At 70.2% G+C, this 26,485-nt stretch carries 25 protein-coding genes; 13 read left to right on the top strand and 12 right to left on the bottom strand.

Annotation, left to right across the window (positions count from 1 at the left end):
• Nucleotides 1-214: 214 nt before the first annotated feature.
• On the top strand, nt 215-667 hold the full coding sequence (locus AC1DBL_RS09495; protein ID WP_476925991.1) for a DUF5956 family protein: 453 nt from the start codon (nt 215-217) through the stop codon (nt 665-667).
• On the opposite strand, the gene AC1DBL_RS09490 is transcribed toward AC1DBL_RS09495, so the two are convergent.
• Nucleotides 655-1,029, bottom strand: a complete 375-nt coding sequence (locus AC1DBL_RS09490) for a hypothetical protein (RefSeq protein ID WP_476925990.1) — start codon at nt 1,027-1,029, stop codon at nt 655-657. The two genes, AC1DBL_RS09495 and AC1DBL_RS09490, sit on opposite strands and share 13 nt — an antisense overlap.
• Nucleotides 1,026-1,364, bottom strand: a complete 339-nt coding sequence (locus AC1DBL_RS09485; protein ID WP_441418005.1) for a hypothetical protein — start codon at nt 1,362-1,364, stop codon at nt 1,026-1,028. Before AC1DBL_RS09485 ends, AC1DBL_RS09490 begins: the two co-directional genes overlap by 4 nt.
• 203 nt (nt 1,365-1,567) lie before the next feature.
• Between AC1DBL_RS09485 and AC1DBL_RS09480 the strand changes: the two genes are divergently transcribed.
• The 4 genes from AC1DBL_RS09480 (at nt 1,568) to AC1DBL_RS09465 (ending at nt 6,296) form a co-directional block, all read left to right on the top strand.
• Nucleotides 1,568-2,443 carry an IclR family transcriptional regulator gene (locus AC1DBL_RS09480; protein WP_476925989.1) on the top strand — a complete coding sequence of 292 codons (876 nt, stop codon included), beginning with the start codon at nt 1,568-1,570 and terminating at the stop codon, nt 2,441-2,443.
• 159 nt (nt 2,444-2,602) lie between these two features.
• Nucleotides 2,603-4,306: a urocanate hydratase gene (locus AC1DBL_RS09475; RefSeq protein WP_476925988.1), complete on the top strand. Its 1,704-nt coding sequence runs from the start codon at nt 2,603-2,605 to the stop codon at nt 4,304-4,306.
• The gene (gene hutH, locus AC1DBL_RS09470) at nt 4,303-5,895 is read left to right on the top strand and encodes a histidine ammonia-lyase (protein WP_476925987.1); all 1,593 of its coding nucleotides are present in this window, start codon (nt 4,303-4,305) and stop codon (nt 5,893-5,895) included. Before AC1DBL_RS09475 ends, hutH begins: the two co-directional genes overlap by 4 nt.
• Nucleotides 5,896-6,059: 164 nt before the next feature.
• Nucleotides 6,060-6,296 carry a hypothetical protein gene (locus AC1DBL_RS09465; protein ID WP_441418001.1) on the top strand — a complete coding sequence of 79 codons (237 nt, stop codon included), beginning with the start codon at nt 6,060-6,062 and terminating at the stop codon, nt 6,294-6,296.
• Nucleotides 6,297-6,388: 92 nt separating this feature from the next.
• Here the strand turns inward: AC1DBL_RS09465 and AC1DBL_RS09460 are convergent, their stop codons facing one another.
• Complete coding sequence (locus AC1DBL_RS09460; RefSeq protein WP_175322554.1) at nt 6,389-6,625, bottom strand: hypothetical protein; 237 nt, start codon at nt 6,623-6,625, stop codon at nt 6,389-6,391.
• 190 nt (nt 6,626-6,815) lie between these two features.
• Between AC1DBL_RS09460 and AC1DBL_RS09455 the strand changes: the two genes are divergently transcribed.
• On the top strand, nt 6,816-8,120 hold the full coding sequence (locus AC1DBL_RS09455; RefSeq protein ID WP_476925986.1) for a cation:proton antiporter: 1,305 nt from the start codon (nt 6,816-6,818) through the stop codon (nt 8,118-8,120).
• 35 nt (nt 8,121-8,155) lie between these two features.
• Here the strand turns inward: AC1DBL_RS09455 and hutG are convergent, their stop codons facing one another.
• Nucleotides 8,156-9,127, bottom strand: coding sequence for a formimidoylglutamase (hutG, locus tag AC1DBL_RS09450; protein ID WP_476925985.1), 972 nt, complete (start codon nt 9,125-9,127; stop codon nt 8,156-8,158).
• 170 nt (nt 9,128-9,297) lie between these two features.
• Entirely contained in the window at nt 9,298-10,740 is a 1,443-nt protein-coding gene (locus tag AC1DBL_RS09445) for an NCS2 family permease (RefSeq protein ID WP_476892923.1), read from the bottom strand.
• A 112-nt stretch (nt 10,741-10,852) separates the two neighbouring features.
• On the opposite strand from AC1DBL_RS09445, the gene AC1DBL_RS09440 reads away from it, so the two are divergent.
• Entirely contained in the window at nt 10,853-11,530 is a 678-nt protein-coding gene (locus AC1DBL_RS09440; protein WP_476892922.1) for a copper resistance CopC family protein, read from the top strand.
• 21 nt (nt 11,531-11,551) lie between these two features.
• On the opposite strand, the gene AC1DBL_RS09435 is transcribed toward AC1DBL_RS09440, so the two are convergent.
• A complete protein-coding gene (locus tag AC1DBL_RS09435; RefSeq protein ID WP_476893036.1) occupies nt 11,552-12,205 on the bottom strand; it encodes an FAD-binding protein in 654 nt (217 codons plus the stop codon).
• A gap of 379 nt (nt 12,206-12,584) precedes the next feature.
• Here AC1DBL_RS09435 and AC1DBL_RS09430 point away from each other — a divergent pair, with 379 nt between their 5' ends.
• The 5 genes from AC1DBL_RS09430 (at nt 12,585) to AC1DBL_RS09410 (ending at nt 19,555) form a co-directional block, all read left to right on the top strand.
• The gene (locus AC1DBL_RS09430; protein ID WP_476917225.1) at nt 12,585-13,622 is read left to right on the top strand and encodes a universal stress protein; all 1,038 of its coding nucleotides are present in this window, start codon (nt 12,585-12,587) and stop codon (nt 13,620-13,622) included.
• A gap of 47 nt (nt 13,623-13,669) precedes the next feature.
• Complete coding sequence (locus AC1DBL_RS09425; protein ID WP_476925984.1) at nt 13,670-16,477, top strand: PEP/pyruvate-binding domain-containing protein; 2,808 nt, start codon at nt 13,670-13,672, stop codon at nt 16,475-16,477.
• Nucleotides 16,478-16,537: 60 nt separating this feature from the next.
• On the top strand, nt 16,538-17,680 hold the full coding sequence (locus tag AC1DBL_RS09420) for a LolA family protein (protein ID WP_476892919.1): 1,143 nt from the start codon (nt 16,538-16,540) through the stop codon (nt 17,678-17,680).
• Nucleotides 17,681-17,763: 83 nt separating this feature from the next.
• On the top strand, nt 17,764-18,702 hold the full coding sequence (locus AC1DBL_RS09415; RefSeq protein ID WP_441418175.1) for an ABC transporter ATP-binding protein: 939 nt from the start codon (nt 17,764-17,766) through the stop codon (nt 18,700-18,702).
• A gap of 7 nt (nt 18,703-18,709) precedes the next feature.
• Complete coding sequence (locus AC1DBL_RS09410) at nt 18,710-19,555, top strand: ABC transporter permease (RefSeq protein ID WP_441418174.1); 846 nt, start codon at nt 18,710-18,712, stop codon at nt 19,553-19,555.
• Nucleotides 19,556-19,582: 27 nt separating this feature from the next.
• Here the strand turns inward: AC1DBL_RS09410 and AC1DBL_RS09405 are convergent, their stop codons facing one another.
• From AC1DBL_RS09405 to AC1DBL_RS09385, 5 genes are all read right to left on the bottom strand, one after another.
• Nucleotides 19,583-21,013: a C40 family peptidase gene (locus tag AC1DBL_RS09405; protein ID WP_476925983.1), complete on the bottom strand. Its 1,431-nt coding sequence runs from the start codon at nt 21,011-21,013 to the stop codon at nt 19,583-19,585.
• Nucleotides 21,014-21,254: 241 nt separating this feature from the next.
• Nucleotides 21,255-22,175, bottom strand: a complete 921-nt coding sequence (locus AC1DBL_RS09400) for a cation diffusion facilitator family transporter (RefSeq protein ID WP_441417991.1) — start codon at nt 22,173-22,175, stop codon at nt 21,255-21,257.
• 29 nt (nt 22,176-22,204) lie between these two features.
• On the bottom strand, nt 22,205-22,657 hold the full coding sequence (locus AC1DBL_RS09395; protein ID WP_476925982.1) for a metallopeptidase family protein: 453 nt from the start codon (nt 22,655-22,657) through the stop codon (nt 22,205-22,207).
• Between the two features lie 10 nt (nt 22,658-22,667).
• A complete protein-coding gene (locus AC1DBL_RS09390; protein WP_476925981.1) occupies nt 22,668-23,717 on the bottom strand; it encodes a DMT family transporter in 1,050 nt (349 codons plus the stop codon).
• A 134-nt stretch (nt 23,718-23,851) separates the two neighbouring features.
• Nucleotides 23,852-24,733 (bottom strand): ArgP/LysG family DNA-binding transcriptional regulator, encoded by an 882-nt coding sequence (locus tag AC1DBL_RS09385; protein ID WP_476925980.1) that lies wholly within the window; start codon nt 24,731-24,733, stop codon nt 23,852-23,854.
• Nucleotides 24,734-24,801: 68 nt separating this feature from the next.
• Here AC1DBL_RS09385 and AC1DBL_RS09380 point away from each other — a divergent pair, with 68 nt between their 5' ends.
• Complete coding sequence (locus tag AC1DBL_RS09380) at nt 24,802-25,404, top strand: LysE/ArgO family amino acid transporter (RefSeq protein ID WP_441417987.1); 603 nt, start codon at nt 24,802-24,804, stop codon at nt 25,402-25,404.
• Between the two features lie 30 nt (nt 25,405-25,434).
• On the opposite strand, the gene AC1DBL_RS09375 is transcribed toward AC1DBL_RS09380, so the two are convergent.
• The gene (locus AC1DBL_RS09375) at nt 25,435-26,478 is read right to left on the bottom strand and encodes a PHP domain-containing protein (RefSeq protein WP_476925979.1); all 1,044 of its coding nucleotides are present in this window, start codon (nt 26,476-26,478) and stop codon (nt 25,435-25,437) included.
• Nucleotides 26,479-26,485 lie beyond the last annotated feature (7 nt).

Genomic DNA, 26,485 nt, shown 5'->3' with positions numbered 1-26,485 from the left:
GTTCCTTCACGGGGGACCGAAACGACGTGGACAGACTCCCCAGCCTTGCCGTCTTCGTTCCGGCGCCCCCGTCCGCCCACTGTACGAACTCGTCCCACCAGTAACACGCGTAACACGTACCCCTTCTTCGCCGACCACCACTTGGATCCCGGTCACGGGATACTCGGGGCAACGAATTCCGGCGCGATTCCGGCGCGATGGTTAGGGTGGGCCTATGAGTGACGACCCGTGGGGTGCCAGGCAGGCGTCCACCGCGCCCGGAGGCTGGATTCCGGCGCCCGAAAACGGCTGGGGCGCGCTGGTGGCGTGGGCCGCGGGTCCGCCAAACGTCGTGCGGGTCCCCGGCGCGCCCCGCAACCGGGAGACCGTCGTCGTCATCAGATACAGCGACGGACGCGTGACCCGGGAACCTTCGCTCCTGACCGACGCGGACCTGGAGTCGATCGACGACGATATCGACACCTATCTGGTTCACGCCGGCCTGCCGCCCCGCCCGCGCGGCTTCGACTGGTACCTGCGCCCGCCGGCCGCTGCCGCTAATGGTCCCGATGCTTTCTGGGCCGCCGTCTGGGAAGGCGCGACGGCGGGGCTGCCTAACGACGGGATGCACCCGTCGCGGTTGAGGGCAGCCACCGCGGCGGCGATGGCCCGGCTCTACCGGAGCTGACGGCGCAGGTTCCGCCAGTGGACCGCCACCGCCGCGACTATTAGCGGGACGTGGATCGCCGGGAGGTTGTGGGCAAACCACTTCGGCAAATAGATGTCCGTGACGGAGCCGGTGCTGTCGCCGAGCCGTTGAGCGACCGCCGTCAGCGGGCAATGGAAGCCGTTGCCCGCAAAGACCGCGGTTTCGGCGAAGACCACGGCGCCGGCGACGCCCGCCCTCCGGTCGGAGCGTCCCCGGATCCCGGAGTACAGGACATAGACCATCGCCGCCTCGATCGTGAACCACGCCAGGGTATGGACCGCCTTCACCGCTTTCAGCTGCGCCCCCTGGAACTCCGTGCGCCGGGTATCCACACCCGTCACCCGGGCTGCTGCAGGGCGAGGACGATGATGGCTGCGTTAATGCCCAGCCCGATCAGCCACCACGGGTTGAACGTGAGCACCAGCAGGGCGGCCGAGATTCCGGCCCCGGCTACCGTGACCGGGATCCACCACGGCGCCGCCACCAGGAGTCCCAGGCCCGCTAGCCCCAGCACCGCCGCGGCGGCGATCGCCAGGGCAACAGCGAGACGGCGCACCTCCCCGGCGAAGGGGGACCGGCCGACGTCGAACGGCGCCTTTTCGTCCGGCCGCGGCAGCCAGATGGCGAGATGAACGAGGCCGTGGGCGATTAAGAACAGTCCTGCGATCCAGCGCACGGCGGTCCTCCTGATGTTCCGGCGGCTTCGTTCAGCGAAGCACCTTCTCCCGTGGCCGGGCTAGGGGCGGAAGTCCCCCGCCCGGTCTAGCATGATTGTCTGGTATTCCAGACAACGTGAGATGCGCTGAGTCCTTGAGAGTGGACAGCCGGGCGCATGCTTAAGTACGGGATACCGGACACACCCGAAACGAAGAGGACCACATGTCAGCCGCCAGCGCCACCACCCCGCCCGTGGGAACCCCCAGTGCCCTGCCGAAGCCGGCTGCGGCCAGGCCGGCCGCCGCCAGGCCGGCGTCCAAGGTGCCGGCGGCCGAGAACACGCTGCGGATCCTGAAACTGCTGGCCTCCAAGCGCGGGCCGATGGCGGCGTCGAACATTGCCACCGCGCTGGGCCTGCCGCGCTCCAGTGTCTACCATCTGCTCGGCGTGATGGAGGCGAACGGTTTTGTGCTGCACCTGCACGAGGAGCAGCGGTACGGGCTCGGCATCAGCGCCTTCGAGCTCAGCTCCGCCTACTCCCGCCAGGAGCCGCTCTCCAGGCTCGGCCGGCCGATGCTTGCGACGCTGGTGGACGTGATCGGGGAGAGCGCCCACCTCGCCGTGCTGCACGGCAGGGACGTGCTCTACATCGTCGAGGAGCGGGCGAAAAACCGGCCCTCCCTCGTGACCGACGTCGGGGTCCGGCTACCCAGCCACCTCACCGCGAGCGGCCGGGCGATCCTGGCCGCCCTGCCGAAGTCCCAGGTCCGGGCGCTGTACCCGAACGCCGCGGCCTTCAGTGCCCGGCACGAGACCGAATCGCCGATCACCAAGTACTCCGCACTGTCCTCGCATCTGGACCAGGTCCGGCAGCGGGGCTACGCCACCGAACACGGCGAAGTGACCCCCGGCTTGGGCTCGATCGCGGCCGCCGTCACGGACCACACGGGCTGGCCGACGGCCGCCGTCGCCGTGACGTTCCTGGAGGACAAGCTGCCCACGGACCAGTGGCCGGTCCTGGCCGCGCGGGTCAAGAAGGTCGCGGACGATCTCTCGGTCCGGATCCACGGCCGCCCCAGCCCAACTAGCTCGCAGTAGTTGTCGTTATGGCTGCGCAAAACGACAACAACTGCTAGCCAGTTGGGTCTGGAATCCCGGACAGCACCCGCACGAAGCCCCTGTTTCCGGGGCCCCGGACAGGCTTTAGTTGATACAGAACCTCTCCCAGGAACCACCCGAAACAACGAAGGAGCCCCCATGGCACCCGCCGATTTCACCACCGGTGCCCGCCCGGTCAAAGCAGCCCGCGGCACCGAGCTCACCGCCAAGAGCTGGCAGACCGAAGCCCCGCTGCGCATGCTGATGAACAACCTGGACCCCGAGGTGGCCGAGCGCCCGGATGACCTCGTGGTCTACGGCGGCACCGGCCGCGCGGTCCGGTCCTGGGCGGCGTTCGACGCGATCACCCGCACCCTGGAAACCATGGAAAAGGACGAAACCCTCCTGGTCCAGTCCGGCAAGCCGGTCGGCGTCTTCCGCACCAACGAGTGGGCTCCGCGCGTGCTGCTGGCCAACTCCAACCTCGTCGGCGACTGGGCCAACTGGCCCGAATTCCGCCGACTCGAGGCCGAGGGCCTGATGATGTACGGCCAGATGACCGCCGGGTCCTGGATCTACATCGGCACCCAGGGCATCCTGCAGGGCACCTTCGAGACCTTCGCCGCGATCGCCCGTAAGCTCACCGGGGACGAAAACGGCACCCTCGCCGGCACCCTGACCCTCACCGGCGGCTGCGGCGGGATGGGCGGCGCGCAGCCGCTCGCCGTCACCCTCAACGAGGGCGCCTGCCTCATCGTCGACGTCGACGAGAGCCACCTGCGCCGCCGGGCCGGCAAGCGCTACCTCGACGAGGTGGAGACCGACCTCGACACCGCCATCGCCAAAGTGCTCAAAGCCAAGGAGGAGCGCCGCGGCTGGTCGGTGGGCTACGTCGGCAACGCCGCCACCGTCTTCCCCGAGATCCTGCGCCGCCACAACGCCGGCGAGCTCACCGTGGACATCGTCACGGACCAGACCTCGGCGCACGACCCTCTAAGCTACCTGCCCGAGGGCATCACGGTGGAGGAATGGCACCGCGAGGCCGCCGCCGACCCGGAAGGCTTCACCAAGAAGGCGCAGGCCTCGATGGCCAAGCACGTCCAGGCCATGGTCGAATTCCAGGACGCCGGCGCCGAGGTCTTCGACTACGGCAACTCCATCCGCGACGAGGCCCGCAAGGGCGGCTACAACCGCGCCTTCGAGTTCCCCGGCTTCGTCCCGGCCTACATCCGCCCGCTCTTCTGCGAGGGCCTGGGCCCGTTCCGCTGGGTGGCCCTGTCCGGTGACCCCGAGGACATCGCGGTGACGGACAAGGCCATCAAGGAGCTGTTCCCGGAGAACAAGCACCTGCACCGCTGGATCGACGCCGCGCAGGAGCGCGTCGAATTCGAAGGCCTGCCGGCCCGCATCTGCTGGCTGGGCTACGGCGAGCGGGCCAAGGCCGGCCTGCTGTTCAACAAGCTGGTCAAGGAGGGCAAGGTCAAGGCGCCCATCGTGATCGGCCGGGATCACCTCGACTCCGGCTCCGTCGCCTCCCCGTACCGCGAAACCGAAGCGATGGCGGACGGCTCCGACGCGATCGCCGACTGGCCGCTGCTCAACGCCCTGCTCAACACCGCGTCCGGCGCCACCTGGGTGTCCATCCACCACGGCGGCGGCGTGGGCATCGGCCGCTCCATCCACGCCGGCCAGGTCTCCGTCGCCGACGGCACCGAGCTCGCCGCGCAGAAGCTTGAGCGCCTGCTCACCAACGACCCCGGCATGGGTGTCATCCGCCACGCCGACGCCGGCTACGAGCGCGCCGTCGAGGTCGCCAAGGAACGCGGCGTCCGCATCCCCATGAACGAAGGAACCACAAAGTGACCCTTACGACCCACTCACCGCTCACCGTCACCCTCGGCTCCAGCGGCGTCACCCCCGAGGACGTCGTCGCCGTCGCCCGCCACGACGCAAAGGTGACCATCTCCCAGGACGCCCTCGACGCCGTCGCCAAGGTCCGCGCCCACATCGACGACCTCGCGCACAGCGAGACGCCGGCCTACGGCATCTCCACCGGCTTCGGCGCCCTGGCCAACCGGCACATCCCGGGCGGGCTGCGCACCCAGCTGCAGAAGTCGCTGATCCGCAGCCACGCCGCCGGCATGGGCCCGGCCGTGGAACGCGAGGTGGTCCGCGGCATCATGTTCCTGCGCGCCAAGACCCTCGCTTCCGGCCGCACCGGCGTCCGCCCCGTGGTGCTGCAGACCATGGTGGACGTGCTCAACGCCGGCATCACACCGGTGGTCCGCGAATTCGGTTCGCTCGGCTGCTCGGGCGACCTCGCACCGCTCTCGCACTGCGCCCTGGTCCTGATGGGCGAGGGCGAAGCGGTGGGCCCGGACGGCGAACTGTTCGGCGGCAAGGGCGGACGCCCCGTCGCCGAGCTCCTCGCCGCGCACGGCATTGAACCCGTCACCCTCGCCGAGAAGGAAGGCCTGGCGCTCGTCAACGGCACCGAGGGCATGCTGGGCATGCTGCTGATGGCCATCGCGGACATCCGCCAGCTGCTCACGACGGCGGACATCACCGCCGCGCTCAGCGTCGAGGCGCTGCTCGGCACGGACCAGGTGTTCCTGCCGGAGCTGCACGCCGCGCTCCGGCCGCACCCGGGCCAGGCCGCTTCCGCGGACAATATGCTGCGGGTGCTGTCCGACTCCCCGATCGTGGCCTCGCACCGGGTCAACGACACCAAGGTCCAGGACGCCTACTCGCTGCGCTGCGCCCCCCAGGTGGCCGGCGCCGTCCGCGACACCGTCGACCACGCCGCGCTGGTCGCTTCGCGCGAACTCGCCGCCGCGATCGACAACCCCGTGGTCCTGCCGGACGGCCGGGTCAGCTCCAACGGCAATTTCCACGGCGCGCCGGTGGCCTACGTGCTGGACTTCCTCGCGATCGCCGTCGCGGACCTGAGCTCCATCGCCGAGCGCCGGACCGACCGGATGCTGGACCCGGCCCGCTCGCACGGGCTGCCGGCCTTCCTCGCCGCGGATCCCGGCGTCGACTCCGGCCTGATGATTGCGCAGTACACCCAGGCCGGGCTGGTCTCGGACAACAAGCGGCTGGCCGTTCCGGCGTCGGTGGATTCGATCCCGAGTTCGGCCATGCAGGAAGACCATGTCTCGATGGGCTGGCACGCGGCCCGCAAGCTGCGCCGCGCGGTGGAGAACCTGCGCCGCGTCCTGGCGATCGAGCTGGTGACCTCCGCCCGGGCCCTGGACATCCGCACCCAGCTCTCCGGCGGCGAACTCACGCCGGGCCCGGCAGGGGCCGCAGTGATCGCGGTGCTGCGCGACGTCGTCGAGGGGCCCGGAACCGACCGGTTCCTCTCACCTGAGCTGGAGGCAGCCGACCTGCTCGTGGCCTCAGGCAAGGTGCGCGCCGCCGCCGAATCCGCCGTCGGAAATCTGGCCTGACGGCAAAGAAAATACGAGCCGGCCGGGCATTTCCCGGCGCCCCCGAAATGTGCGGCAACACGGCCGCCGGGGGCGCAGGAAATGTAGTAAGAATATGATGTAGCCCACACCAAAGACGTTGTGGCGGAAAAGTAAAAAACGAACCTACAAAGGGGTAGAAGTTCATGAAATCACGCGGGACGGTCATGTCCAGGCGCACGGCGTTCGCCGCCACGGTCTCCGACTGGAGGAGCCTCAAGGCGGGGGACCAGGTGGAAATCCTCAAGCACGCACAGCTGCTGGCAGCCGGGGAAGTCGAAGAAGTGTCGTCCAGCGGAAATGTGCTCTGGCTGGTGCCGGGTACACCCTCGGAGGCGCAGCTGTTCCTGAAGTCCGACGGTGTGCAGGTGCGGCGCAGCTAGGCGCCGGCGCCGCGGCGCAGAATCAAGCACAAAGAAGGGCCGGTGAGGGGTGCATCCCTCACCGGCCCTTGGCCTGTTCCGGCCCGCGCTGACTAGGCCGCGACGTCCTCGTGGGTCTCACCGAAGGGCACGGTGTCGTCCAGCGCCACGGTGTAGGCGCCCGGCTCGTGGCGGGTAACCCGGATCCCGCAGCGGCGGTCCTGGACGGCCGAGGCGATCAAGGTGTTGACGGCGTTTTCGAGGCCGTGGTGGACCTCCTGCGCGCTGGCAAACGAGAGCTTGATGGACGTGGCGTCAGAGGCCTGGGTCCGCATGGTGTGTGTGTTCATTGACTGGTCTTTCCTAGAATCTGGCCGGTTGGCCACCCGCTATTCTAGTCTGTCCGGCGTGGCGTCCCGGTCCGGAGCCGATAGTGTGCAGGTGGCGGTATATCTTTTTAGGCGAGGGGCGCCGTTCTGTTGGAACGGCGCCCCGACCCATTCCGGGCCTGCACCCCGGTTGTGGCAGGAGGGCGTGCACATGTTCGAAGCTCCCAGTATTGTCTTTTTTGCGGCCGGAATCGCCGTCTTCATCGCGGCGGTGCTGCCCAAGCTGTTGCGCAACGCGCCCCTGTCGATGCCGATGGTTTTCCTCGGGGCAGGGATGCTGGCGTTCACGCTGATGCCGGCCCTGCCGAACCCCGACCCCCTGCAGCACGGGGAGTTCTTCACCCACCTGACCGAAGTCTGCGTCATCATCTCGCTGATGGGCGCCGGACTGGCGCTGGACCGGCCCGTCGGACGCCGGCGGTGGTCCACGACCTGGCGGATGCTGGGCCTGGCCATGCCGCTGTGCATCATCGGTCTGACCCTGCTGGGAATGTGGTTCCTGGGGCTCGGCCTTGGGGCCGCGCTCCTGGTCGCGGCCGCCCTGGCCCCGACCGACCCGGTCCTGGCCTCCGAGGTGCAGGTGGGGGAGCCCGCGGACGAGGAAGACGAGACCGAGCGCGAGGACGAGATCCGCTTCGGCCTCACCTCCGAGGCGGGCCTGAACGACGGGCTGGCGTTCCCCTTCGTCTACCTGGCCATCGCCATCAGCTTCGTGGGCGCCTCGCCGTCGGGCTGGCTGGGTCACTGGCTGGCCGTGGACGTGCTCTGGCGGATCGGCATCGGCGTGCTGCTGGGACTCGCGACGGGCAAGCTGCTGGGGCGGCTTTTCTTCACGGCCCGGCATGAGAGCGTCCGGCTCTCCAACCACTCCGAGGGCTTTGTGGCCCTCGCGGCGACATTCCTTGCCTACGGCGTCACGCAAATGGTCGAGGGTTACGGCTTCGTCGCAGTGTTCGTCTGCGCTGTCACCATCCGGGCCGCCGAGCGCACGCACGGCTTCCACCGGGTGATGCACTCGTACGTGGAGCAGCTGGAACGGCTCATGACCGTGGTCATCCTGGTGCTGCTGGGCGGGGCGATCGCACGCGGCCTGCTGGCCGGGATCGGCTGGACCGAGGTGCTGGTGGCGTTGGCGTTCCTGCTCCTGGTCCGACCGCTGGCGGGCTGGCTCGGGCTGGCCCGGGGCAAGACCGGCCCGCGGGAACGCATCGCCATCTCCTTCTTCGGCATCCGCGGCATCGGCTCGCTGTACTACCTCGGCTACGCCCTCGGCCGCGGCAACTTCAGCGCCCAGGCGCAGGAACTCTGGGCGTTTGTGGGACTGGTCGTGGCCATGTCGATCGTGCTGCACGGCGCGACGACGGCGCCGGTGATGAACCGGCTGGACCGGCTGCGTGAGCGCCGCGCGGTGGAGCAGCACGGCGACGAGGGCCAGGCGCCGCGCACCGCCATCTGAGCGCCCCCGGCGAGCCGTGCCGCGCCGCCGGCCAGCTACCGCAGCAGTGTGTTGATCAGCCGCGCGGCGACCCTGGCGGTACGGCCGTCGATGTCGAAGTCCGGGTTCAGCTCCGCGACATCAAGGTGCAGCAGTTTCCCGCTCGCGGCCACCTGCCGGCAGACGGCGCTGATCACCGGCAGCGGGACGCCGTAGGCCGCCGGGGCGCTCACCCCGGGCGCCACCGACGCCGGCAGCACGTCCAGGTCGATGGTCAGGTACAGCGCGTCCACCTGGGCCAGGAACGCGGCCACGAAAGCCTGCGCGGCGTCCGCGGTACAGTCCTCGTCCAGCAGGTAGTCCACGCCCAGTTCCGCGGCGGTCCGGAACAGCGCCTTGGTGTTGTTCGGTTCGGAAATCCCGACGACGGCGTACTTTAGTTCGCGTCCCGCGGCGGCTTCTGCCCGGGCCATCTGCAGGAACGGGGTGCCGGAACTGGGCACCGGCTCGTCGCGGAGGTCGAAGTGCGCATCCAGGTTCAGCACGCCCACCTTCAGCCCCTCCCGGACCGCGGCGGAGCCGGCCACGCCCAGGTAGCTGGCGAAGGCGGTCTCGTGGCCGCCGCCGAGGACCACCGGCAGGGCGCCGGCGTCGAGCAGGCCGGTGATGGCGAGCCCGGCCCGTGCCTGCCCGGCCTCCAGCGCGTCCCCGGTGACGGTGACGTCGCCGGCGTCGTGCACTTCCCGGTCCAAATGGAAGGCCAGTGGGCCGAGGGCGGCGCGGATGGCGGCGGGCGCGGCGGCGGCCCCGACCCGGCCCTTGTTGCGCCGCACTCCGGCGTCGCTGCCGAAGCCGAGGATGACGGCGGGACGCGCGCCGGCGGACGCGGCCGGCTGCCGGTGCCCGAGCGGGTGGGCAGTGTAGGGCGTCACGGCCTGCCACCAGCGGCGGTGGTCGGCGCCGTCGCCGTCGAACCGTCCGGTCCAGGGCTGCGGCGGGACGTCGGCGGTGCGGGCGGAAGAAGGCATGTCCCTAGCTCACCGCAGCCCGTGCCGGAAAACCAGCAGCGCCGCCGTCGGAGTGTCCGAAATCCCGGAAACCCTGCTTAAACGCCGCCGAGATGACATTTCACGGCAATGTTTTCCAAAAACACTGCCGCGAAATGCCATCTCGGCGGATGGGAGTCGGTCCGGGATCCTTAATGGATGCCGAGCGCGGCCTCGATCGGGCCGATCCCGAAGAACAGCAGGAACGCGGCGGCCACGGCCCACATCAGCGGGTGCACCTCGCGGGCGCGGCCCTGGACCAGGCGGATCAGCACGAAGGAGATGAATCCGGCGCCGAGGCCGTTGGCGATCGAGTAGGTGAACGGCATCAGCGTGAAGGTCAGGAACGCGGGAATCGCGATGCCCCAGTCCAGCCAGTCGATCTTGCCGACCTGGGAGACCATCATGAAGCCGACGACGACGAGCGCCGGAGCCACGGCTTCGAACGGCACCAGGTTAATCAGCGGGGTGAAGAACATGGCAACGAGGAACAGCAGGCCGGTGACGATCGAGGCCAGGCCCGTGCGGGCGCCTTCGCCGATGCCTGCGCCCGATTCGACGTAGATCTGGTTGGAGGAGACGGACGCGCCGCCGCCCACGATTGCGCCCAGGGCGTCAATCTGCAGCACGCGGTCCACGTTGGGGATGTTGCCGTCCTTGTCGATGGTGCCGGCCTCGGTGGCCAGGCCAACCATCGTGCCCATGGCGTCGAAGAAGATGCTCAGCAGGATCACGAACGCCAGCAGGGTCGCGGCCACGAAGCCGAGGTGCTCGAAGGCGCCGAACGGGTTGGCCTTGCCGATCAGGGACAGGTCCGGGGCGGCCCATTCGGTGAACTTGGGCGCCACGAGGGACCAGCCCTGCGGGTTGAAGTTCTTGCCATCGAAGCTGGGCCCGATGTGCAGGGTGAATTCCAGGATCACGGACAGGATTGTGGAGGTGATGATGCCGATCAGGATCGCGCCCTTGACCTTGCGCACCACGAGGGCGATGGTCAGGACCAGGCCGATCACGAACACCAGCGTGGGCCAGCCCAGCAGCTTGCCGTCGAAGCCGAGGCCGACGGGGACCGTGGTGCCCGCGACGTCCGGGATGCGGCGGACGAAGCCGGCGTTGACCAGGCCGATCAGGGCGATGAAGAGGCCGATGCCGACGACGATCGCCGTCTTCAGCCCTTCCGGGACCGCCCGGAACACGGCGGTCCGGAAACCGGTGAGCACCAGGATCAGCATGGTGACGCCGGAGAGGACCACCAGGCCCATCATGTCCGGCCAGGTCAGGCCCGGGTTGGTGGCGACGGTGACGGCCACGAAGGCGTTGACGCCGAGGCCGGTTGCCAGCGCGAAGGGATGCTTGGCCCAGGCTCCCATCAGGATGGTCAGGATGCCAGCCACGAGGGCGGTCACGGCGGCGACGGCCGGGAAGCCGAGCGTTCCGCCGGACGAATCCGGGCCGGAAAGGATCAGCGGGTTCAGCACCACGATGTAGCTCATGGCGAAGAACGTGGCGAACCCGCCACGGATCTCGCGCGAGAAGTTCGACCCCCGCTCGGAAATCTTGAAATACCGGTCGAGTGCAGAGCCCTGCTTAAGCATTGGTCCTCCGGGAGGGAAAAGGGGTGTTAGCTAAATCCTATTAGGCGTGACGGCGCCCACCCGCCAAACTCGCCTAGTCTGTAAGGAAGCCAACACAAGGAGCAGGCCAGCCATGCGTTTCATCCGACAACTTCCGGGCGCCCTGCTGGGCCTGATCGTGGCGGCCACGGTCCTGCTGGGCTCAGCCCTCCTGGCTGCCGGTCCGGCGTCGGCCCACGACGCCGTGGAGTCGACCAGCCCCGCCGCCGGCGCGACGGTGCCCACCCCGCCGGCAGCGGTTGCGATCACGCTCAGCAATCATCCGCTCGCCCTCGGCACACAGATCAAGGTCAGCGACGCCACCGGCAGCAACTGGGCCGATGGCGGTGTGGACATCGTGGACAACGTGGCCTCGCAAAAGCTCAAGGCGGGCGCGCCGGCCGGGCTCTACACGGTGCAGTGGCGGGTGGCCAGTTCGGACGGCCACCCGATAGAGGGCACCTTCACCTTTACCGCGGCGGCAGGCGCGACGGCGGCCGGCAGCGCACCTGCGCCGGGCACGGTCCCGACGCTGGGTACCGCCCAGCCGGGAGCGACCATCGCCCCCTCGCCGGCGCCGGACGCCTCGCAGCCCTTTCCGTGGAGCATCGTCATCTTCGTGGCGGTGGCAGTCGGCATCCTGGTGGCCCTGGGACTGATGGCAAAGCGGCGGCTTAATGGCGGCGACGACGAAGACGGCTATGGCGACGCCGAGACATACGCCGACACAGCCACCAACCCGGACGAATCCACCGGGGGACCCCGGAGCTAGGCTGGAGGCGGGAGACGGCTCCTAGGCTGGCAGCGCCAGCCCCGCGGACAACAGCGCGGGCATGCCTTCCGGATGGACTTTGGCGGAAATCGCCTGGCCCACCAGCTTGGCCTGGCGCAGGACTTCCTTCGGCGTGGGGGTAATCAGCTCGCCCACGCCGACGAGGTACATGCCGAGTGCGTGCATGGCCGCCATGAGGTTCTGGCCCGCGGCAACCCCCAGCTCAGCGAGCATGCGGCGCAGTTGGCTGTGCGCGCAGCGGGTGAGGACCAGATGGTCGGCGTACAGGATTCCGTTGGGGGTGCTGACGGCCCACTGCTGTGCCGGCTGCGCGGTTCCTTGGAAGTCCAGGCTGGCGTCCGCCGGGCCATCCGCGTCAAGGTGGTCCAGTTGCAGCGCGCGGACGTTGTTACGGACATCGAGGTGGTGGCTGGCTGCGTAGTTCCGCAGGTGGCGCAGGATCTCGTTGCGCTCCCGGAGGGTGGCTGCGTCCGCCGCGTCGCAGCGCTGCAGCGAGGAAGTGTTGGCCGGGTTCCCGGCCCCGAGCAGATCCAGGCCGTCCACCACGATGGCTTCAACTCCCCGGCGCTGCAGCTCGCTGGCGACCGCCAGCCCGGACAGGCCCGTGCCGATGACCACAGTGCTGGTCCGTTCGATTCCGCCGTACACAGGCATGCTCGACACTGCGGGGTCCCTCCTCGAATGATGCGGATTCCGGGCCCATGCCCGGAACGCTTTTCCGGCGATCCGTCCCGACGCACTCCACAGGGGGAGGCTGCGATCTGAAAGACGAGTCTCGGTTCAGCAATGCCTCAGAGGATACCCAAGATTGCGGGCTGTGAACAGGGTCGGCCCGACATTGTATTTATGCGGGTTTTCGCCGGTTTGTCCGGGTTCCGGCAGACGCATTAACCAATGATCCGCGGGTTTCCGGGGCCACGGAGGCCGTGCAAACACTGGGTAAACCTTGCCTGCGTCCCGGGTGGAAGCCGCGGCCTGACTCTTCTGGCAGAATAGCCGCAACACAGCCACGTAACGCGAGGAGGCGGACCCCATGGCCCGAGAACAGGTGCATCCGGATCCGGCGGGGGACGCCGCCGGCCACGGCTCCGCTCCTCGGGGCATAGTGGTCGGTGTGGACGGCTCGGACCACAGCCACTGCGCCCTGGTGTGGGCGGCCCGGGAAGCCGAGCGCCGGCACCGTCCGCTGCACATCGTGACCGCCTACTCGGTGCCGGTTTTTGCCGCGTCCGGGCTGGACGGCGGGTACGCGACGGTGGACGATTCGGTAATCCGCGAGGGCGCGGAGGCCATCCTGAAGCAGGCGCTGGACAAGGTCGCCGGGTACTCCATCGACGTCGATGCCTCGGTGGAGAATGGCGACGCCTCCGGTGTCCTGCTGGAAATGACGGAAACCGCCGAGCTGCTGGTTTTCGGAACCCGCGGCCGGGGCGGCTTCGTGGGCCGGCTCCTCGGTTCGGTCAGCAGCGCTCTTCCCGCCCACGCCAAATGCCCCACGGTCACGGTGCCGCTGATCTGCGGCGACCGGCTGGGCGAAACCACGCAGGACAAACACGTCAGGGCCGAACGGGAAAAGTCAGGCCACCAGCCGGTGGAAAACGTCGTGGTGGTGGGCGTGGACGGCTCCGAGCAGGCCCGGGTGGCGGTCCTCGAAGCGGCCGCCCAGGCTGAACGCCTCTCCGCGCCGCTGCGCCTGGTCTGCGCCGTTCCGCAGTACAGCGGCTCGCTTGCCTGGGTTCCGGCCCCGATGGACCGCGAGGCCCTCTTTGCCGATATCCGGGTCCAGCTCGACGCCGGCGTGGCCTGGATTAAGAGCCACTTCCCCCAGCTCGACGTCGAAACCCAGCTCGTCGACGGGTCGCCGATCGACATCCTCGTCGAGGCGAGCCGGCACGTGGAACTCGTGGTGGTGGGCACCCGCGGCCGCGGCGGCTTCGCCGGGATGCTGCTGGGATCCACCTCGGACGGCATCCTGCACCACGCGAAGGGCCCCGTCATGGTGGTTCCGGACCGGGATGACCCGCGGCTGGCCGACCGGCCCAGCTTCGGACCGATGCTCGGCGACTCGTAGCCCGGATCCGGGAGCACGCGCTTCCCCAGTGAAGGGAGGGCCGGCAGGTGGAGCAGTTACCCGTTCCAAACGCGCCCCGGCATGAGCCGGACCCGGGGCTGGTGCTCGGCTTGGAGCTGGTCGGCGCGGAGCTGCTAAGCGCCGTCGGCGGCAAGGCCGCCAACCTCGGCGAACTGCTGCGCGCACGGCTCCCGGTGCCGGCCGGCTTCTGCCTGACCACACAGGCCTACCGGCGCGCCACCTCGGGTGCAGGGCTCGAAACCATCCACGCCGGGTTGGCCGCGGCCGCACCGGGGGACCTTCCCGGACTCGCCGGACTGGCCGCCACCGCCCGCCGCCTGGTCCTGGCCGTGGACATCCCGGCCGACATTGCCGAGGCCGTCAGAGAGGCCTATTCGGCGCTGGGACCGGACACCCCGGTGGCGGTCCGCTCGTCCGCTACCGCCGAGGACCTGCCGTTCGCCAGCTTCGCCGGACAGCAGGACACCTTCCTGAACGTCGTGGGCGCCGACGCGGTCCTGGCCGCCGTCCGGCAGTGCTGGGCCTCGCTTTGGACCGACCGCGCCGTGAGCTACCGCGCCATCCAGGGGATCAGTCCGGCGGCCGTGTCGCTCGCCGTTGTGGTCCAGCGGATGGTGGACGCAGCCGTGGCCGGCGTCCTGTTCACCGCCAATCCGGTCACCGGCAGGCGGCATGAGGCGGTCATCGATGCCAGCCCGGGCCTCGGCGAGGCGGTGGTGTCCGGGGCGGTCAACCCGGACCACTTCGTCATTGACAGCGGCACCCGGAGAATTCTCGAGCGCCGGATCGGGAGCAAAGCGGTGGTGATCCGGCCGGTGCCGGGCGGCGGAACCGAGCGGACCTTCCGGTCCGGCGCGGGCCAGCAGCCCTGTGTCGACGACGTCCAGCTCCTGGGCCTGGAGCTGCTCGGCCGCCGCGCGGAGGTGCACTTCGGGGCGCCGCAAGACCTCGAATGGGCGATCGACAGCGGCGGAGCGGCATGGCTGACGCAGTCGCGCCCCATCACCACGCTCTACCCCCTGCCGGAGCGGCCGGAGCGGGCGCCGGTCCGCGATGGAACCCGCGTCTACCTTTGCTTCAGCCTGGCCCAGGGCCTGACCCGGCCACTGACCCCGATGGGGCTGGCAGGCTTCCGGCTGATCGCCTCGTCCGTGGCGCGGGCGGCGCATTTCGAGGTTCCCGCACCGCACGACGGGCCGACGCCGTATGTCCAGGCCGGGCAGCGGCTCTTCTTCGACCTGACCCCGGTGGTGCGCAGCACCGTCGGGCGGGCCATCGTGCCCCGGGTTTTCGACGTGATGGAAGCCCGCTCCGCGGCAGTGCTGCGGGAGCTGTTCGGGGACCCCCGGTTTTCCGTCACCAGCAGGTCCCCGTGGCGGCTGCTGCGGCACATCGGCCCCGTGGCGGCGCGGGCCAGGGTGCCCGGGTCGCTGCTTCGTGCCCTGTTCAGGCCCAAGGCCGCGCGGCGCCGGGTGGAACAGTTCGGCGAACGGTTCCGGGGCACCCTGGTGGTCCCCGCCGGGTCCACCGCGGTGCAGCGGCTGGACCACGTGGAGCGCATCCTGGGCCGGGAGCTCTTCCCGGTGGTGCCCAATGTCCTCCCGCTGCCGGCCCTGGGCTTTGCCCTGCTCGCGGCCGCCGGCAGGCTGCTTGGACCTGCCGGCGGCCCAGGTGCGCTGCAGCCGGTCCTGCGGGGGCTGCCCAACAACGTCACCACCGAAATGGACCTGGCCCTCTGGCGGCTCGCCTCGGCCATCCGGGCCGACGCCAGCGCAACCGCCGTCTTCGACGGCGCAGGCTTCGATGATGCCGTCGTGCCGGACCTCGTCCGCCGCTACCGCGACCGGACACTGCCCGCCGTCGTGCAATCCGGGATCGCCGGCTTCCTGGGCCGCTACGGTCACCGGGCGGTGGCGGAAATAGACCTCGGGATGCCCCGCTGGTCCGACGATCCGACCCACCTCCTCGGCGTCCTGGCCAACTACCTGCGGCTGGAGGATCCGGGCCAGGCCCCGGACCGGCAGTTCAGCAAGGCGGCGCGCGACGCCGAGGCCCAGGTGGAGCGACTGGTCGCCGCCGCGGGGGAGCGGGGCAGGCTGCGGGCCGCGCTCGTGCGGGCGGCACTGAAGCGCACCCGGATGTTCGCCGGGCTGCGCGAACTGCCGAAGTACCACATCGTCGAGGCGATGGCCGCGGTGCGGGGACAGCTCCAGGCCATCGGGACGGAGCTGGTGGCGTCCGGACGTCTCACGGACGCGGACGACGTCTTCTTCCTGGACCTGATCGAGGTCCGTAACGGCCTCGCCGGGAGCCAGCTGCAGCACCTCGTCGCGGAACGCCGCGCAGCCTATGCCCGCGAACTGGGCCGCCGCCACATTCCGCGGGTGCTGCTCTCGGACGGGACGGAACCGGAGGCGCTGCAGGACGGCGCCGCCGGGGCGGGGGCAGGAACCCCCGGAGTGCTGACCGGCACGCCCGCATCGGCCGGCACCGTCACCGGCAGCGCCCGCGTCATCCTTGAGCCGCAGGGGGCGCGGCTGGAGCCCGGCGAGATCCTCGTGGCACCCTCCACGGATCCGGGCTGGACGCCGCTGTTCCTGACTGCCGGCGGCCTCGTGATGGAAATGGGCGGCCCCAACTCGCACGGCGCCGTCGTCGCCCGGGAGTACGGGATTCCCGCAATCGTCGGGGTCCCGGACGCCACCTCGCTGATCGTCACCGGGCAGGCCGTCACGGTCGACGGCGCCGCCGGCACCGTCGTTCCGGACAGGCCGCGGAACGGCGGCGGGCCAGCGGCGGGCGTTGCCCCGGAGGAATCTGCCGGGACACGGTGATGCCGGCCGCATCCGGGCGTAATGTTGAAACATGAGCTGCCAAGATGGAGCGCGGTCGCAATGACCCGTACCTGGTTGCGCTGGCTGCCAGCCGCAACCGTTCCCGCCGTGATCGCCGCCGGGGTGCTGGCGGGATCCCTGCCGGCCAGCGCGGGGGACCCGCTGCCCGCCAAATCACCCGAGCAGGTGCTGGAGCTGATCGCCCAGCACCGCGACCCGTCCTTCTCCGGAACCCTGGAACAGACCTCGGACCTGGGCCTGCCGGACCTTCCCCAAACCGGCCCGGGAACCGCGTCCGGTGACACCGCCTGGCTGGAGCTGCTGACGGGACCGCACACGGCCCGGGTCTACCGCGACGGGGCGGACAACGCCCGCATCCAAGTGCTGGACCGGCTCGCCGAACGTGACGTCATCCGGCACGGCGACCAGCTCTGGTTCTACAACTCCAAGGACAACACCGCCGCGCACGCGGTCCTCCCGGCCGGCGGCCGTCACCCGTCCGGACAGGAATCCGTGCCGACCCCGGACCGCCTGGCCGCCAAGCTGCTCGCCGCCCTCGACCGGAGCAGCAATGTGAGCGTCGGGACGGATGTTGAGGTCGCCGGCCGCGCCGCCTACCAGCTGGTGCTCACCCCCAGGTCCACGGCCACGCTGCTGGCCTCCGTCTCGATTTCGGTGGACGGCCAGAGCGGAATGCCGCTCGGCGTTGAAGTGAAGGCCCGCGGCCAGTCCGATCCGGCGTTCAGCGTCGCGTTCACTAAACTTTCGCTGCAGGCGCCGGACGCCGCGATCTTCCAGTTCAGCCCGCCGCCGGGTGCCACCGTCAAGGAGCTCCCGGTCCCGGACCACAAAGCGACCGGCGCCAAGGAAAAGCGCGGCACTGCCACGAAGGCCCCGGGCACAGCCACAAAGGCCCCCGGCACGGCGTCGAAGGACAAGGTCAAAGTCAGCGGAACCGGCTGGGAATCCGTCGTCGAACTGCCGGCTGGCTCCCTGACCAAGGCAGCACCGGCCAAGGGAGGGCCGGAGCAGCAGGGCGGCCCCGGGAGCGCGGCGTCGCTGCTGGCCCAGGCGACGGTGCCCGTGGCCGGCGGCAGGCTCCTTTCGACCGCCCTGCTGAACGTGCTGATCCTCGACGACGGCCGCGTCTTCGCCGGGTCGGTCCCGCTGGAACGGCTCCAGGCCGCGGCTGCCGCCCGGTGACCGCCGTCGCGCCGGTACCCGAACTGCCGTCCGCCGAACTGAGCATCGAGACCCGGGGCTTGAGTAAGCGCTTCGGCCGGCAAATGGCGGTCGACGGCGTCGACCTGGCCGTACCCCGGGGCTCGGTCTTCGGTTTCCTGGGCCCCAACGGCTCCGGCAAGACCACCACCATCCGGATCATGCTGGGCCTCGCAGCTGCGTCGAGCGGCTCGGTCCGCGTCCTGGGCGAGGAGATGCCGCGGCAACTGCGCACCGTGCTGCCGCGGGTGGGCGCCCTGGTCGAGGGGCCGGCCTTCTACCCCTTCCTCTCGGGAGCCGCGAACCTGCTGCGCTTCGACGCCGCCGATCCGGAGGCCCAGGCCGGGACGCGGCGCGCGCGGGTGCGCACCGCGCTGGAACGGGTGGGCCTGGCGCACGCCGCGGACAAGAAAGTCCGGGCCTATTCGCTGGGCATGAAGCAGCGGCTGGGGATCGCCAATGCCCTGCTGGCACCCCGGGAGCTCCTGGTGCTGGATGAGCCGACCAACGGCCTGGACCCGCAGGGCACGCGCGAGGTGCGGCACCTGGTGCGGTCCCTGGCCGCGGACGGCGCCACGGTGTTCGTCTCCAGCCACCTGCTCGCCGAGGTGGAACAGATCTGCACGCACGCGGCCATCATGAGTGCCGGACGCCTGGTGGCCCAGGGCCCGCTGGCGGGGTTGCGGCAGGCCGGGCAGTCCAGGGTCCGGCTGCTGACGCCCGACCCCGGCGCCGCGGCCAGGGTGATGGCCGGCCTGGGATTGACCCCCGACGGCGGTGGTTCTGGCAGCGGACAGCCCGACGGCGGGGGATCCGCAGCCGCGGGCGAGGTGCTCTATGCGCCGCTGCCTTCCGGCCCCGCCGGAGGCGCCCCCACGCCCGAACAGCTGGTGGCGGCCCTCGTAGCGGCCGACGTCCGGGTCCGCGGCTTCACCGTGGAACAGGGCAGCCTCGAGGACCGCTTCGTCGAGCTGACAGGGGAGGGGTTCGACGTTGCCCAGTGATTCGACGGTGCAGGGCGGGGCAGCGGGCCCTGCCACGGCCCCGACCCTGCGGCTGCTCGGCTCCGAGCTGGGGGTCCTGTTCCGGCGCCGCCGGACCTGGGCCATGTTGCTCGCCCTGGCCGCCATTCCGGTGCTGATCGCCGTGGCCGTGCGGCTCTCCTCGGCGGTGCCGCCCGGGCGCGGGCCCGCGTTCCTGGACCGGATCAGCCAGAACGGGTTGTTCGCCGGCGTCACGGCCATGCTGGTCGCCGTCCCCTTGTTCCTCCCGCTCACGATCGGGGTGGTCGCCGGGGACACCGTGGCGGGCGAGGCAGGACTGGGAACCCTGCGGTACCTGCTGGCGGCCCCGGCCGGGCGGGGAAGGCTGCTGGTGGCCAAGTTCGCGGGCGCGGTCGTGTTCGCCGTCGCGGCCCCGTTCACGGTGGCCCTGGTCGGGGCAGGCATCGGCGCCGCGCTCTTCCCGGTGGGTCCCGTGACCCTGCTGTCAGGGGACTCGATCGGCGCCGCCGAGGCGTTGGGGCGGCTGCTGCTGATTGCCGCCTATCTGGCCGTGTCCCTCGTGGGGCTGTCCGCCATCGGCCTGTTCATGTCCACCCTCACGGACGTGCCCGTCGGCGCGATGGCGGCAACGGTGGTGTTCGCCGTCGTCTCCCAGGTCGCCGATGCGCTGCCCCAACTGGAGTGGCTGCACCCGTGGCTCTTTACCCACCGCTGGCTCGACTTCGCCGACTTACTGCGCCAGCCCATCGTCTGGGACTCGTTCGCCGCCAATGCCCTGCTGCAGGGCGGCTATCTGGCCGTCTTCGGCGCCCTCGCCTACGCCCGGTTCACTACGAAGGACGTGCTCTCCTAGGGCATCCGGGCGACGCCGTTCCGGGCATCAGTACCGGGCGGCGTAGGGGTAGAGCTGCATCCCGGCCATGGACGCGAGGTCCGTCACGGTGATCCCGCTCTCCGGGTTCAGCGCCTGCACTACACGGCCCCCGCCAAGGTAGATGGCCACGTGGTAGAACCCCGGGGCCGAGCCCCAGACCAGCAGATCCCCAGGCTGCGCTGCGGCAAGCGGCACCTTCACCGGCGCCTGCGCAAACTGCTCGGCGGCGGTGCGGGGCAGGCTCTTGCCGGCCGCGGCGAACGCGTTCTGGACCAGACCGGAACAGTCAAAGCCGTAGGCGCCCGTTCCGCCGTATTGGTAGAAGTAGGGCGCGCCCACCTTGCCCATGGCCGAGGACAGCGCTGTCTGGTTGGAACCGCCGGGGGCCGGGGCCGGGACCGGGGCCACCGGGGCCGGAGGCGGCGGGGCCGGCGCGGGGGCCCGCGGAGGAGCCGGGGACGGCGGGACGGGCGCGGGATCCCGTGGCGCCGGGACGGTCGGCGCCGGCCGCGGCGCGGCTGAGGCCGGCGGTGCGGGCGGCCTGGGCGTCGTGCCGGACGGCCGGCCCGGGGTGGCCGGTGCCGGCTGCGCTGCCCGGGCAGGCTGTCCGGTGGGCGCCGCCTCCCGTGTCAGGGCCGCGAGCCGTGCCTGCTGGCGCTGCCGGTCGAGTGCATCCACCCGCGCTGATTCGAGCGCCACGGTGGTGTTGCGAAGGGTGGCGAGTTGGCCGACCAGGACCGTCCGTTGCGCCGCGGCCTCTGACACTGCTTTCTGCCGGTCCGCATCGGCGCGTTCGGCGTCGGCCTTGCGGGACTCCGCGGTGCGGGCAGCATCATCGGCGGCGCGGTCGGCCTCGGCGGCGGCATCTTTCGACGACCGGGCGGCGGCAGCGGCGGTCTCTGCTGATTGGAAGGCGCGGGTGCGGCTGGCGGCTACCGCCTCCAGCGTGGCGGCCTGTTGCAGCGCCTCGCCGTTCCCGCCGACCAGGTTGCCGAGCGCCGGCGTCATCCCTCCATTGCGGTAGAGATCACCGGCGAGTTGGCCAATCAGTTTGCGCGCCTTTTTCTGCTCAGACTCGGCGGCGGCGGCCTTGGCTTCCGCCAGCTCGGCGGCATCCCGCCGGATCTGGAGTTCCACCAGGGCATCGACGTAGGCGTTGTTGGCGGCGAGCGAGGTGGCCAGGCCGGCCTCCTTGGCCGCGGAAGCGTCGGCCAGGATCCGGTCGATCCGGTTGACCTGATCCGCCGTCGCGCTTTCGCTGGCCTTCGCCGCGGCGATGTCCCCGGGCGTCGGGAGGTCCGGCGCGGCCGGCATCCTCAGGCCGGGGACCGACTTCGTGGCGGCCGGGGCGGCCTGGGCGGGGATCGCCAACGTTCCGAGCAGTACGACGGCGGTGCACAGGGCGGCGGCCCTGCCGCCGGGTCCGGTCCAACTCATGGAAAAACCTCGTTGCAGTCAGGCTGGCGCGAGCGAGGTCTGAAATTGGCGCATGAAAAAGCCCCTCTGCGGATCGCCCAGCAGGGAAGAGGCTACGTGCCAAATACCACTTTGGCAACAAGAGTCACATCAATAACATAAACAACAACAATGTCATTTGGGCACATTCGCAGGGGCGTGTCGAGCATTGCGGCGGGTGCCGGGGCGGGCAGATGTACCCGTACACCGCTGCGCCGGCCGGTCAGGCGTGCTGGTGCGCCTCGTGTTCCGCATGGGTGGCCGGTTCGAGCTGGAAGGTGCAATGTTCGGTGTCGAAGTGCGAGCCAAGGCAGGTGACCAGTTTGTCCAGCACCCTGTCGGCGCCGCGGGCGCCCAGCGCAGCGTCCTCCACGACCACGTGGGCAGAGAAGACCGGCACCCCTGAGGTGATCGTCCAGATGTGGATGTCGTGGACGGACACCACGCCGTCGACGGCCAGGATGTGTTCGCGGATCATCTGGACGTCCACGCCCTTGGGAGTGGCTTCGAGGAGCACGTCCACGACGTCCCGGAGCAGGTGCCACGCCCGGGGCAGGATCATCAGCGCGATCAGGATCGAGGCGATGGTGTCAGCGGCCTGGTAGCCGGTGACCATGATGACGATGGCCGCGACTATGACGGCGAAGGAGCCTAACAGGTCGCCCAGGACTTCCAGGTACGCTCCGCGGACGTTGAGGCTTTCCTTCTGTGCGCCGCGGAGGATCATCAGCGAGACCAGGTTGGCGACCGCGCCCAGGACGGCGGCGAACAGCATAACGTCGGTGTGGACCTCGGGAGCCGAGCCAAGGCGCCGGATGGCCTCGGTGAAGATGACCACGGAAATGACGATCAGGACCAGCGCGTTGGCCAGCGCGGCCAGGACCTCCGCCCGCTGGTAGCCGTAGGTCCGCGCATCGCTCGCCGGCCGCGCGGCAATCCAGGCCGCCAGCAGCGCGATGAAGACGCCGGCGGCGTCGGAGAGCATGTGCCCGGCGTCGGCGAGCAGGGCCAGCGAACCGGAAACGAGGGCGCCCACGACCTGGATCAGGACCACGGACAGGGTGATGCCCAGCACGGCGATCAGGCGTTTGCGGTGCTTCCCGGTGGCCGTGATCCCGTGTGAGTGGCTGTGGTCGTGTCCCATGATTCCAAGGCTAGTCCCACCGGAGGCGGCTAGCCCCAGCCGAGATCGTGCAGCCGCTCGTCGCTGATGCCGAAGTGGTGTGCGATCTCATGGACCACGGTGACCGTCACTTCCTCGACCACGTCCTCGCGGGAGGCACAGATGTCCAGGATCGGCTGGCGGTAGATGGTGATCCGGTCCGGCAGCGAACCGGCGTCCCACCAGGAATCCCGCTCGGTCAGCGGCACGCCCTCGTAGAGGCCCAGCAGAACCGTGTCCGGGTCCTCGTCCGGTTGGGGGGTGTAGTCGTCCTCGATGAAGACCGCCACGTTGTTCATGGTCTTCGCCAATTCCGGCGGGATCCGGTCCAGGGCGTCGCCCACCGCGGCTTCGAATTCGTCTTCGGACATCGGGAACGGTCCGTGGTGGCCGTCGTGGTTGTGGCCGGCGTCGTCGTTCCCGCTGGGCACGATCGGCAGGCCGGGAGGGAGCGATGCGGGCATACCCGGAACTCTATGCCCTGGCCGGTGCGCCCCGCAGCGGCCGGGAACGGCGCCGGGTCAGCGCGACGCCGGCGAGGCAGATCACGCCGCCCACGAGGCCCCAGATGGTGGGGATCTCGCCCAGCACCAGCCAGGAGATCAGGATGGTGGTCCCGGGCACCAGGTAGGTGGTGGCGGCAAGCCGTCCGGCGTCGATCAGCGAGAGCGCATAGGCCCAGGTGGTGAACGCGATCGCAGTGGGAAAGACGCCCAGGTACACCAGCCCCAGCGTTGCGGGCAGCGGCGCCGCCTGCAGTTCAGCGACGAGCTGGCCGCTAAAGGGCAGGCAGCACACGGCGCCTACCATGATGCCGAACCAGGTGGCCTGGGCCGCGGGGAACTTCCGGAGCACCGGCTTCTGCACGATCACGCTCACCGCCGCGAGGGCGGCCGCGAGCAGGCAGAGCAGCACGCCGGCGACGTCCGCCGTCGAGCGCTGGCCGGAACCGAGGGCAATCACTGCCACGCCGCCGAAGGCCACCAGGCTGCCGATGATCAGCCAGCGCGGGAAGCCTTCCTTCAGGATGATCCCGGCCATCACGGCGACGAGGATGGGGTTGACGTTGATCAGCAGGGCGGCGGTGCCGGCGTCGAGCATGTGTTCGGCGGCGTTCAGGGCAACGTTGTAGCCGCCGAACCACATCACGCCGTAGGCCAGGATGGGCCACCACTCACGGCCCCGGGGCAGCACGGCGGTCTTGCGGAACTGCGGCAGTACCACGAGACCCAGCACGACGGCGGCCACGGCAAGCCGTCCCAGGGTCAGCGGTCCGGGGGAGAAGCTGGGGCCGACCGCGCGGATGCCCACGAAGGCCGACGCCCAGAGAACCACGGTGACGACGACGGCGGCGATTCCGAGCCTGCTGATCTGCCCGGGCCGGAGAGTTGCCTGCGCCGCGGCCGGTGGGGCGGCATGCGAGGCCGCTTCATGCGTGCTGTCCGGGTGCGTGCCGTCCGGGTGGGTATTGTCCGGATGTGCGCTGTCCGGGGAGGGGGAGCCTGTCTCGGCTGTTGTTGCCATGCTGCCAATCTAGCCCGTGCGGCGGCCCGGCAGCTGGCGGGAATCGGTCAGGTCTAGTCGGTTTACTGCCAAAATGCAGCCAAGCCCAGCGCCGCGCCGGCCCGGCGCACCGGCGCAGATTCAGCGGCCCTGATTCACCGGAGCGGGCGGGCGGCGGCCTGGATGGCCGCCGCGACCTCGTCAAGTGCGGCCGATCCGTGCCGCCATTGCTGCCAGTGGAGTGGAACATCCACGTGCGCCGCGGGATCCAGTGCCGTCATCGTGCCGCGCTGCAGTTCCTCCGATACTTCGATTTCGGGGAGCAGCCCCCAACCCATCCCCCAGCGGATGGCTTCGCCGAACTCGTGGGCGGCCGGAATGTAATGCCGGGGCGCGTTCAGTGCCGTACGGCTCGCCGACCGGAGGTATCGGTCCTGTAAATCATCCTTGCGGTCGAAAACAATGACCGGGGCGGCGGCGAGGGTAGCCGCCGAGGCGCCGCCGGAAAACCACCGGGCGGCGAAACCGGGGGTGCAGACCGGCAGGTAGCGCATGACACCCAGCCGCCGTGAGGTGCAGCCGGGCGCCGCCTCGGCCGTGGTGGTGATGGCGGCGGCCGCGGCGCCGCTGCGCAGGAGCTCCAGCGAATAGTCCTGGTCCTCCCGGAGAATCTCGAGCTGGACCCTTCCCGCCACCGCGGCCAGTCCGGCCAGCGCCCAGGTATGCAGGGAATCGCTGTTGATCACCAGGGCCAGGCGCGTCCGCCCGTGCGGTTCCTCCGGCCGCAGCTCCTCGGCAAGGTCTGCGGAAAGGAGCTCCAGCTGCCGGGCAAACCGCACCACCGCCTGGCCGGACTCGGTGAGTCCCGCCGGCCGGGCCCGGGTGAGCACGGGACGGCCGACCGCGGCCTCGAGGGCACGGATCCGCTGGCTGATGGCCGAGGGGGTCACGGATAGGTGGGCGGCTGCGGCGTCGAAGCTTCCGTGCGTGACGATGGCAGCCAGCGTCCGGGCCTGCTCGGGGGAGATGTCCATCATTAGCCAATCTTATGTGGCAACAGAAAGATTAGCTGGCTTCATCTTTGCCCGGCGCTTACCGTCGAAGGGTGATCCTTCCCCTGTTTTCCGGCCTCTCCGCCGGCCTGTCGCTCATTGTGGCCATCGGCGCGCAAAATGCCTTCGTCCTCCGACAGGGCATCCAGCGCTCCCATGTGGCCATGGTGGTGGCGGTCTGTGCCGTTTCGGACCTGGTGCTGATCGTGCTGGGGGTCGCCGGCATCGGCGTCCTCTTGGACCGGGCGCCCGCCGCCCTCGTGGTGATCAAGTGGGCGGGAGCCGCGTTTTTGCTCGTCTACGGAGCGCTCGCGGCCCGGCGCGCGATCGGCGGGGAACAACTGGACCTGCCCGGGGACAAGCCCCCGGGCAGCAGGGCGGCCGTGCTGGCCACCTGCCTGGCTTTCACCTGGCTGAACCCGCACGTCTACCTGGACACCGTCTTGCTGCTCGGGTCGCTCGCGGCCGCCCACGGCGAGTCCGGACGCTGGTGGTTCGCGGCCGGCGCCGGCCTTGGAAGCATTGCGTGGTTTACCGCCCTTGGCGCGGGGGCGCGATTCCTGGCCTCCCTGTTCCGGCGCCGGGCGGCCTGGCGGGTGCTCGACGCCGCAATCGCCGTCGTGATGATTACGCTTGCTGTGTTGTTGCTTGCTTGAGCGCCGCGCCCGCCTGGCTGGCCCCGGCCGCTACTCTCCGCGTCCGGACCACTCGAGGAGTCGTTCCACCGGCCAGGTGGTGATGATCCGCTCCGCAGGGACGGCGTTCCGGGCGGCCCGCTCCGCGCCGTATTGCAGGAAGTCCAGCTGGCCCGGAGCGTGCGCGTCGCTGTCGATGCTGAAGAGGCAGCCGGCGTCGAGCGCGAGCTGGATCAGTTCGTCCGGGGGGTCCTGGCGCTCCGGCCGTGCGTTGATTTCGACGGCGACGTCGTTCGCCGCGCATGCCGCGAACACACGCCTCGCGTCAAAGTCCGAGGGCGGCCTCGTCCCGCGGGAGCCGTTCAGCAGGCGGCCGGTGCAGTGGCCGAGCACCCTGGTGTGCGGATCCTCGATCCCGGCCAGCATCCGCCGGGTCATGGTCCGGCTGTCCGAGCGGAGCTTCGAGTGCACGCTCGCCACCACGATGTCCAGGCGGTCCAGCAGCTCCGGTGCCTGGTCCAGCGCTCCGTCCTCCAGGATGTCGACCTCGATGCCGGAGAGCAGGCGGACCGGGGGGTGGCCTGCGCCTGTCCCGGGGGCCTGCGCGGCCACGATCCCTGCGACCACCTCCAACTGCTCGGTGAGGCGTTCGGCGCTGAGGCCGTTAGCGATCTTGAGGGTGGGGGAGTGGTCGGTCAAGGCCAGATATTCGCGGCCCAGCATCCGGGCCGCGTCCAGCATGGACTCGATCGGCGAGCCGCCGTCGGACCAGTCGCTGTGCGTGTGCAGGTCGCCGCGGAGGTTCGCCAGCAGTTCATGGCCGCCGGCGGCGAGGGGCTCGGCGCCGCGTTCCCGCAGGCCCGCGAGGTAGTCGGGGACGCCGCCGTGGACCGCCTGCGCAATCACCTCGAAGGTCCGGTCGCCGATCCCCTTCATCCGTTTCAGCCGGCCGTCCGCCGTCCGTGCGGCCAGTTCCCCGGGGGAGAAGCCTCCGATGAGTTCGGCCGCCTTGCGGAACGCCTGGACCTTGAAGGTGGTGGCGCGTTCGCGTTCGAGCCAGAAAGCGATCTCATTGAGGGCAGCGGTGGCGTCCATCTGACCA

This window comes from Arthrobacter sp. 10T44, from assembly GCF_056393885.1.
The sequence above is the reverse complement of the archived record's forward strand: the minus strand, read 5'-3'. Positions and strand labels throughout refer to the sequence as shown.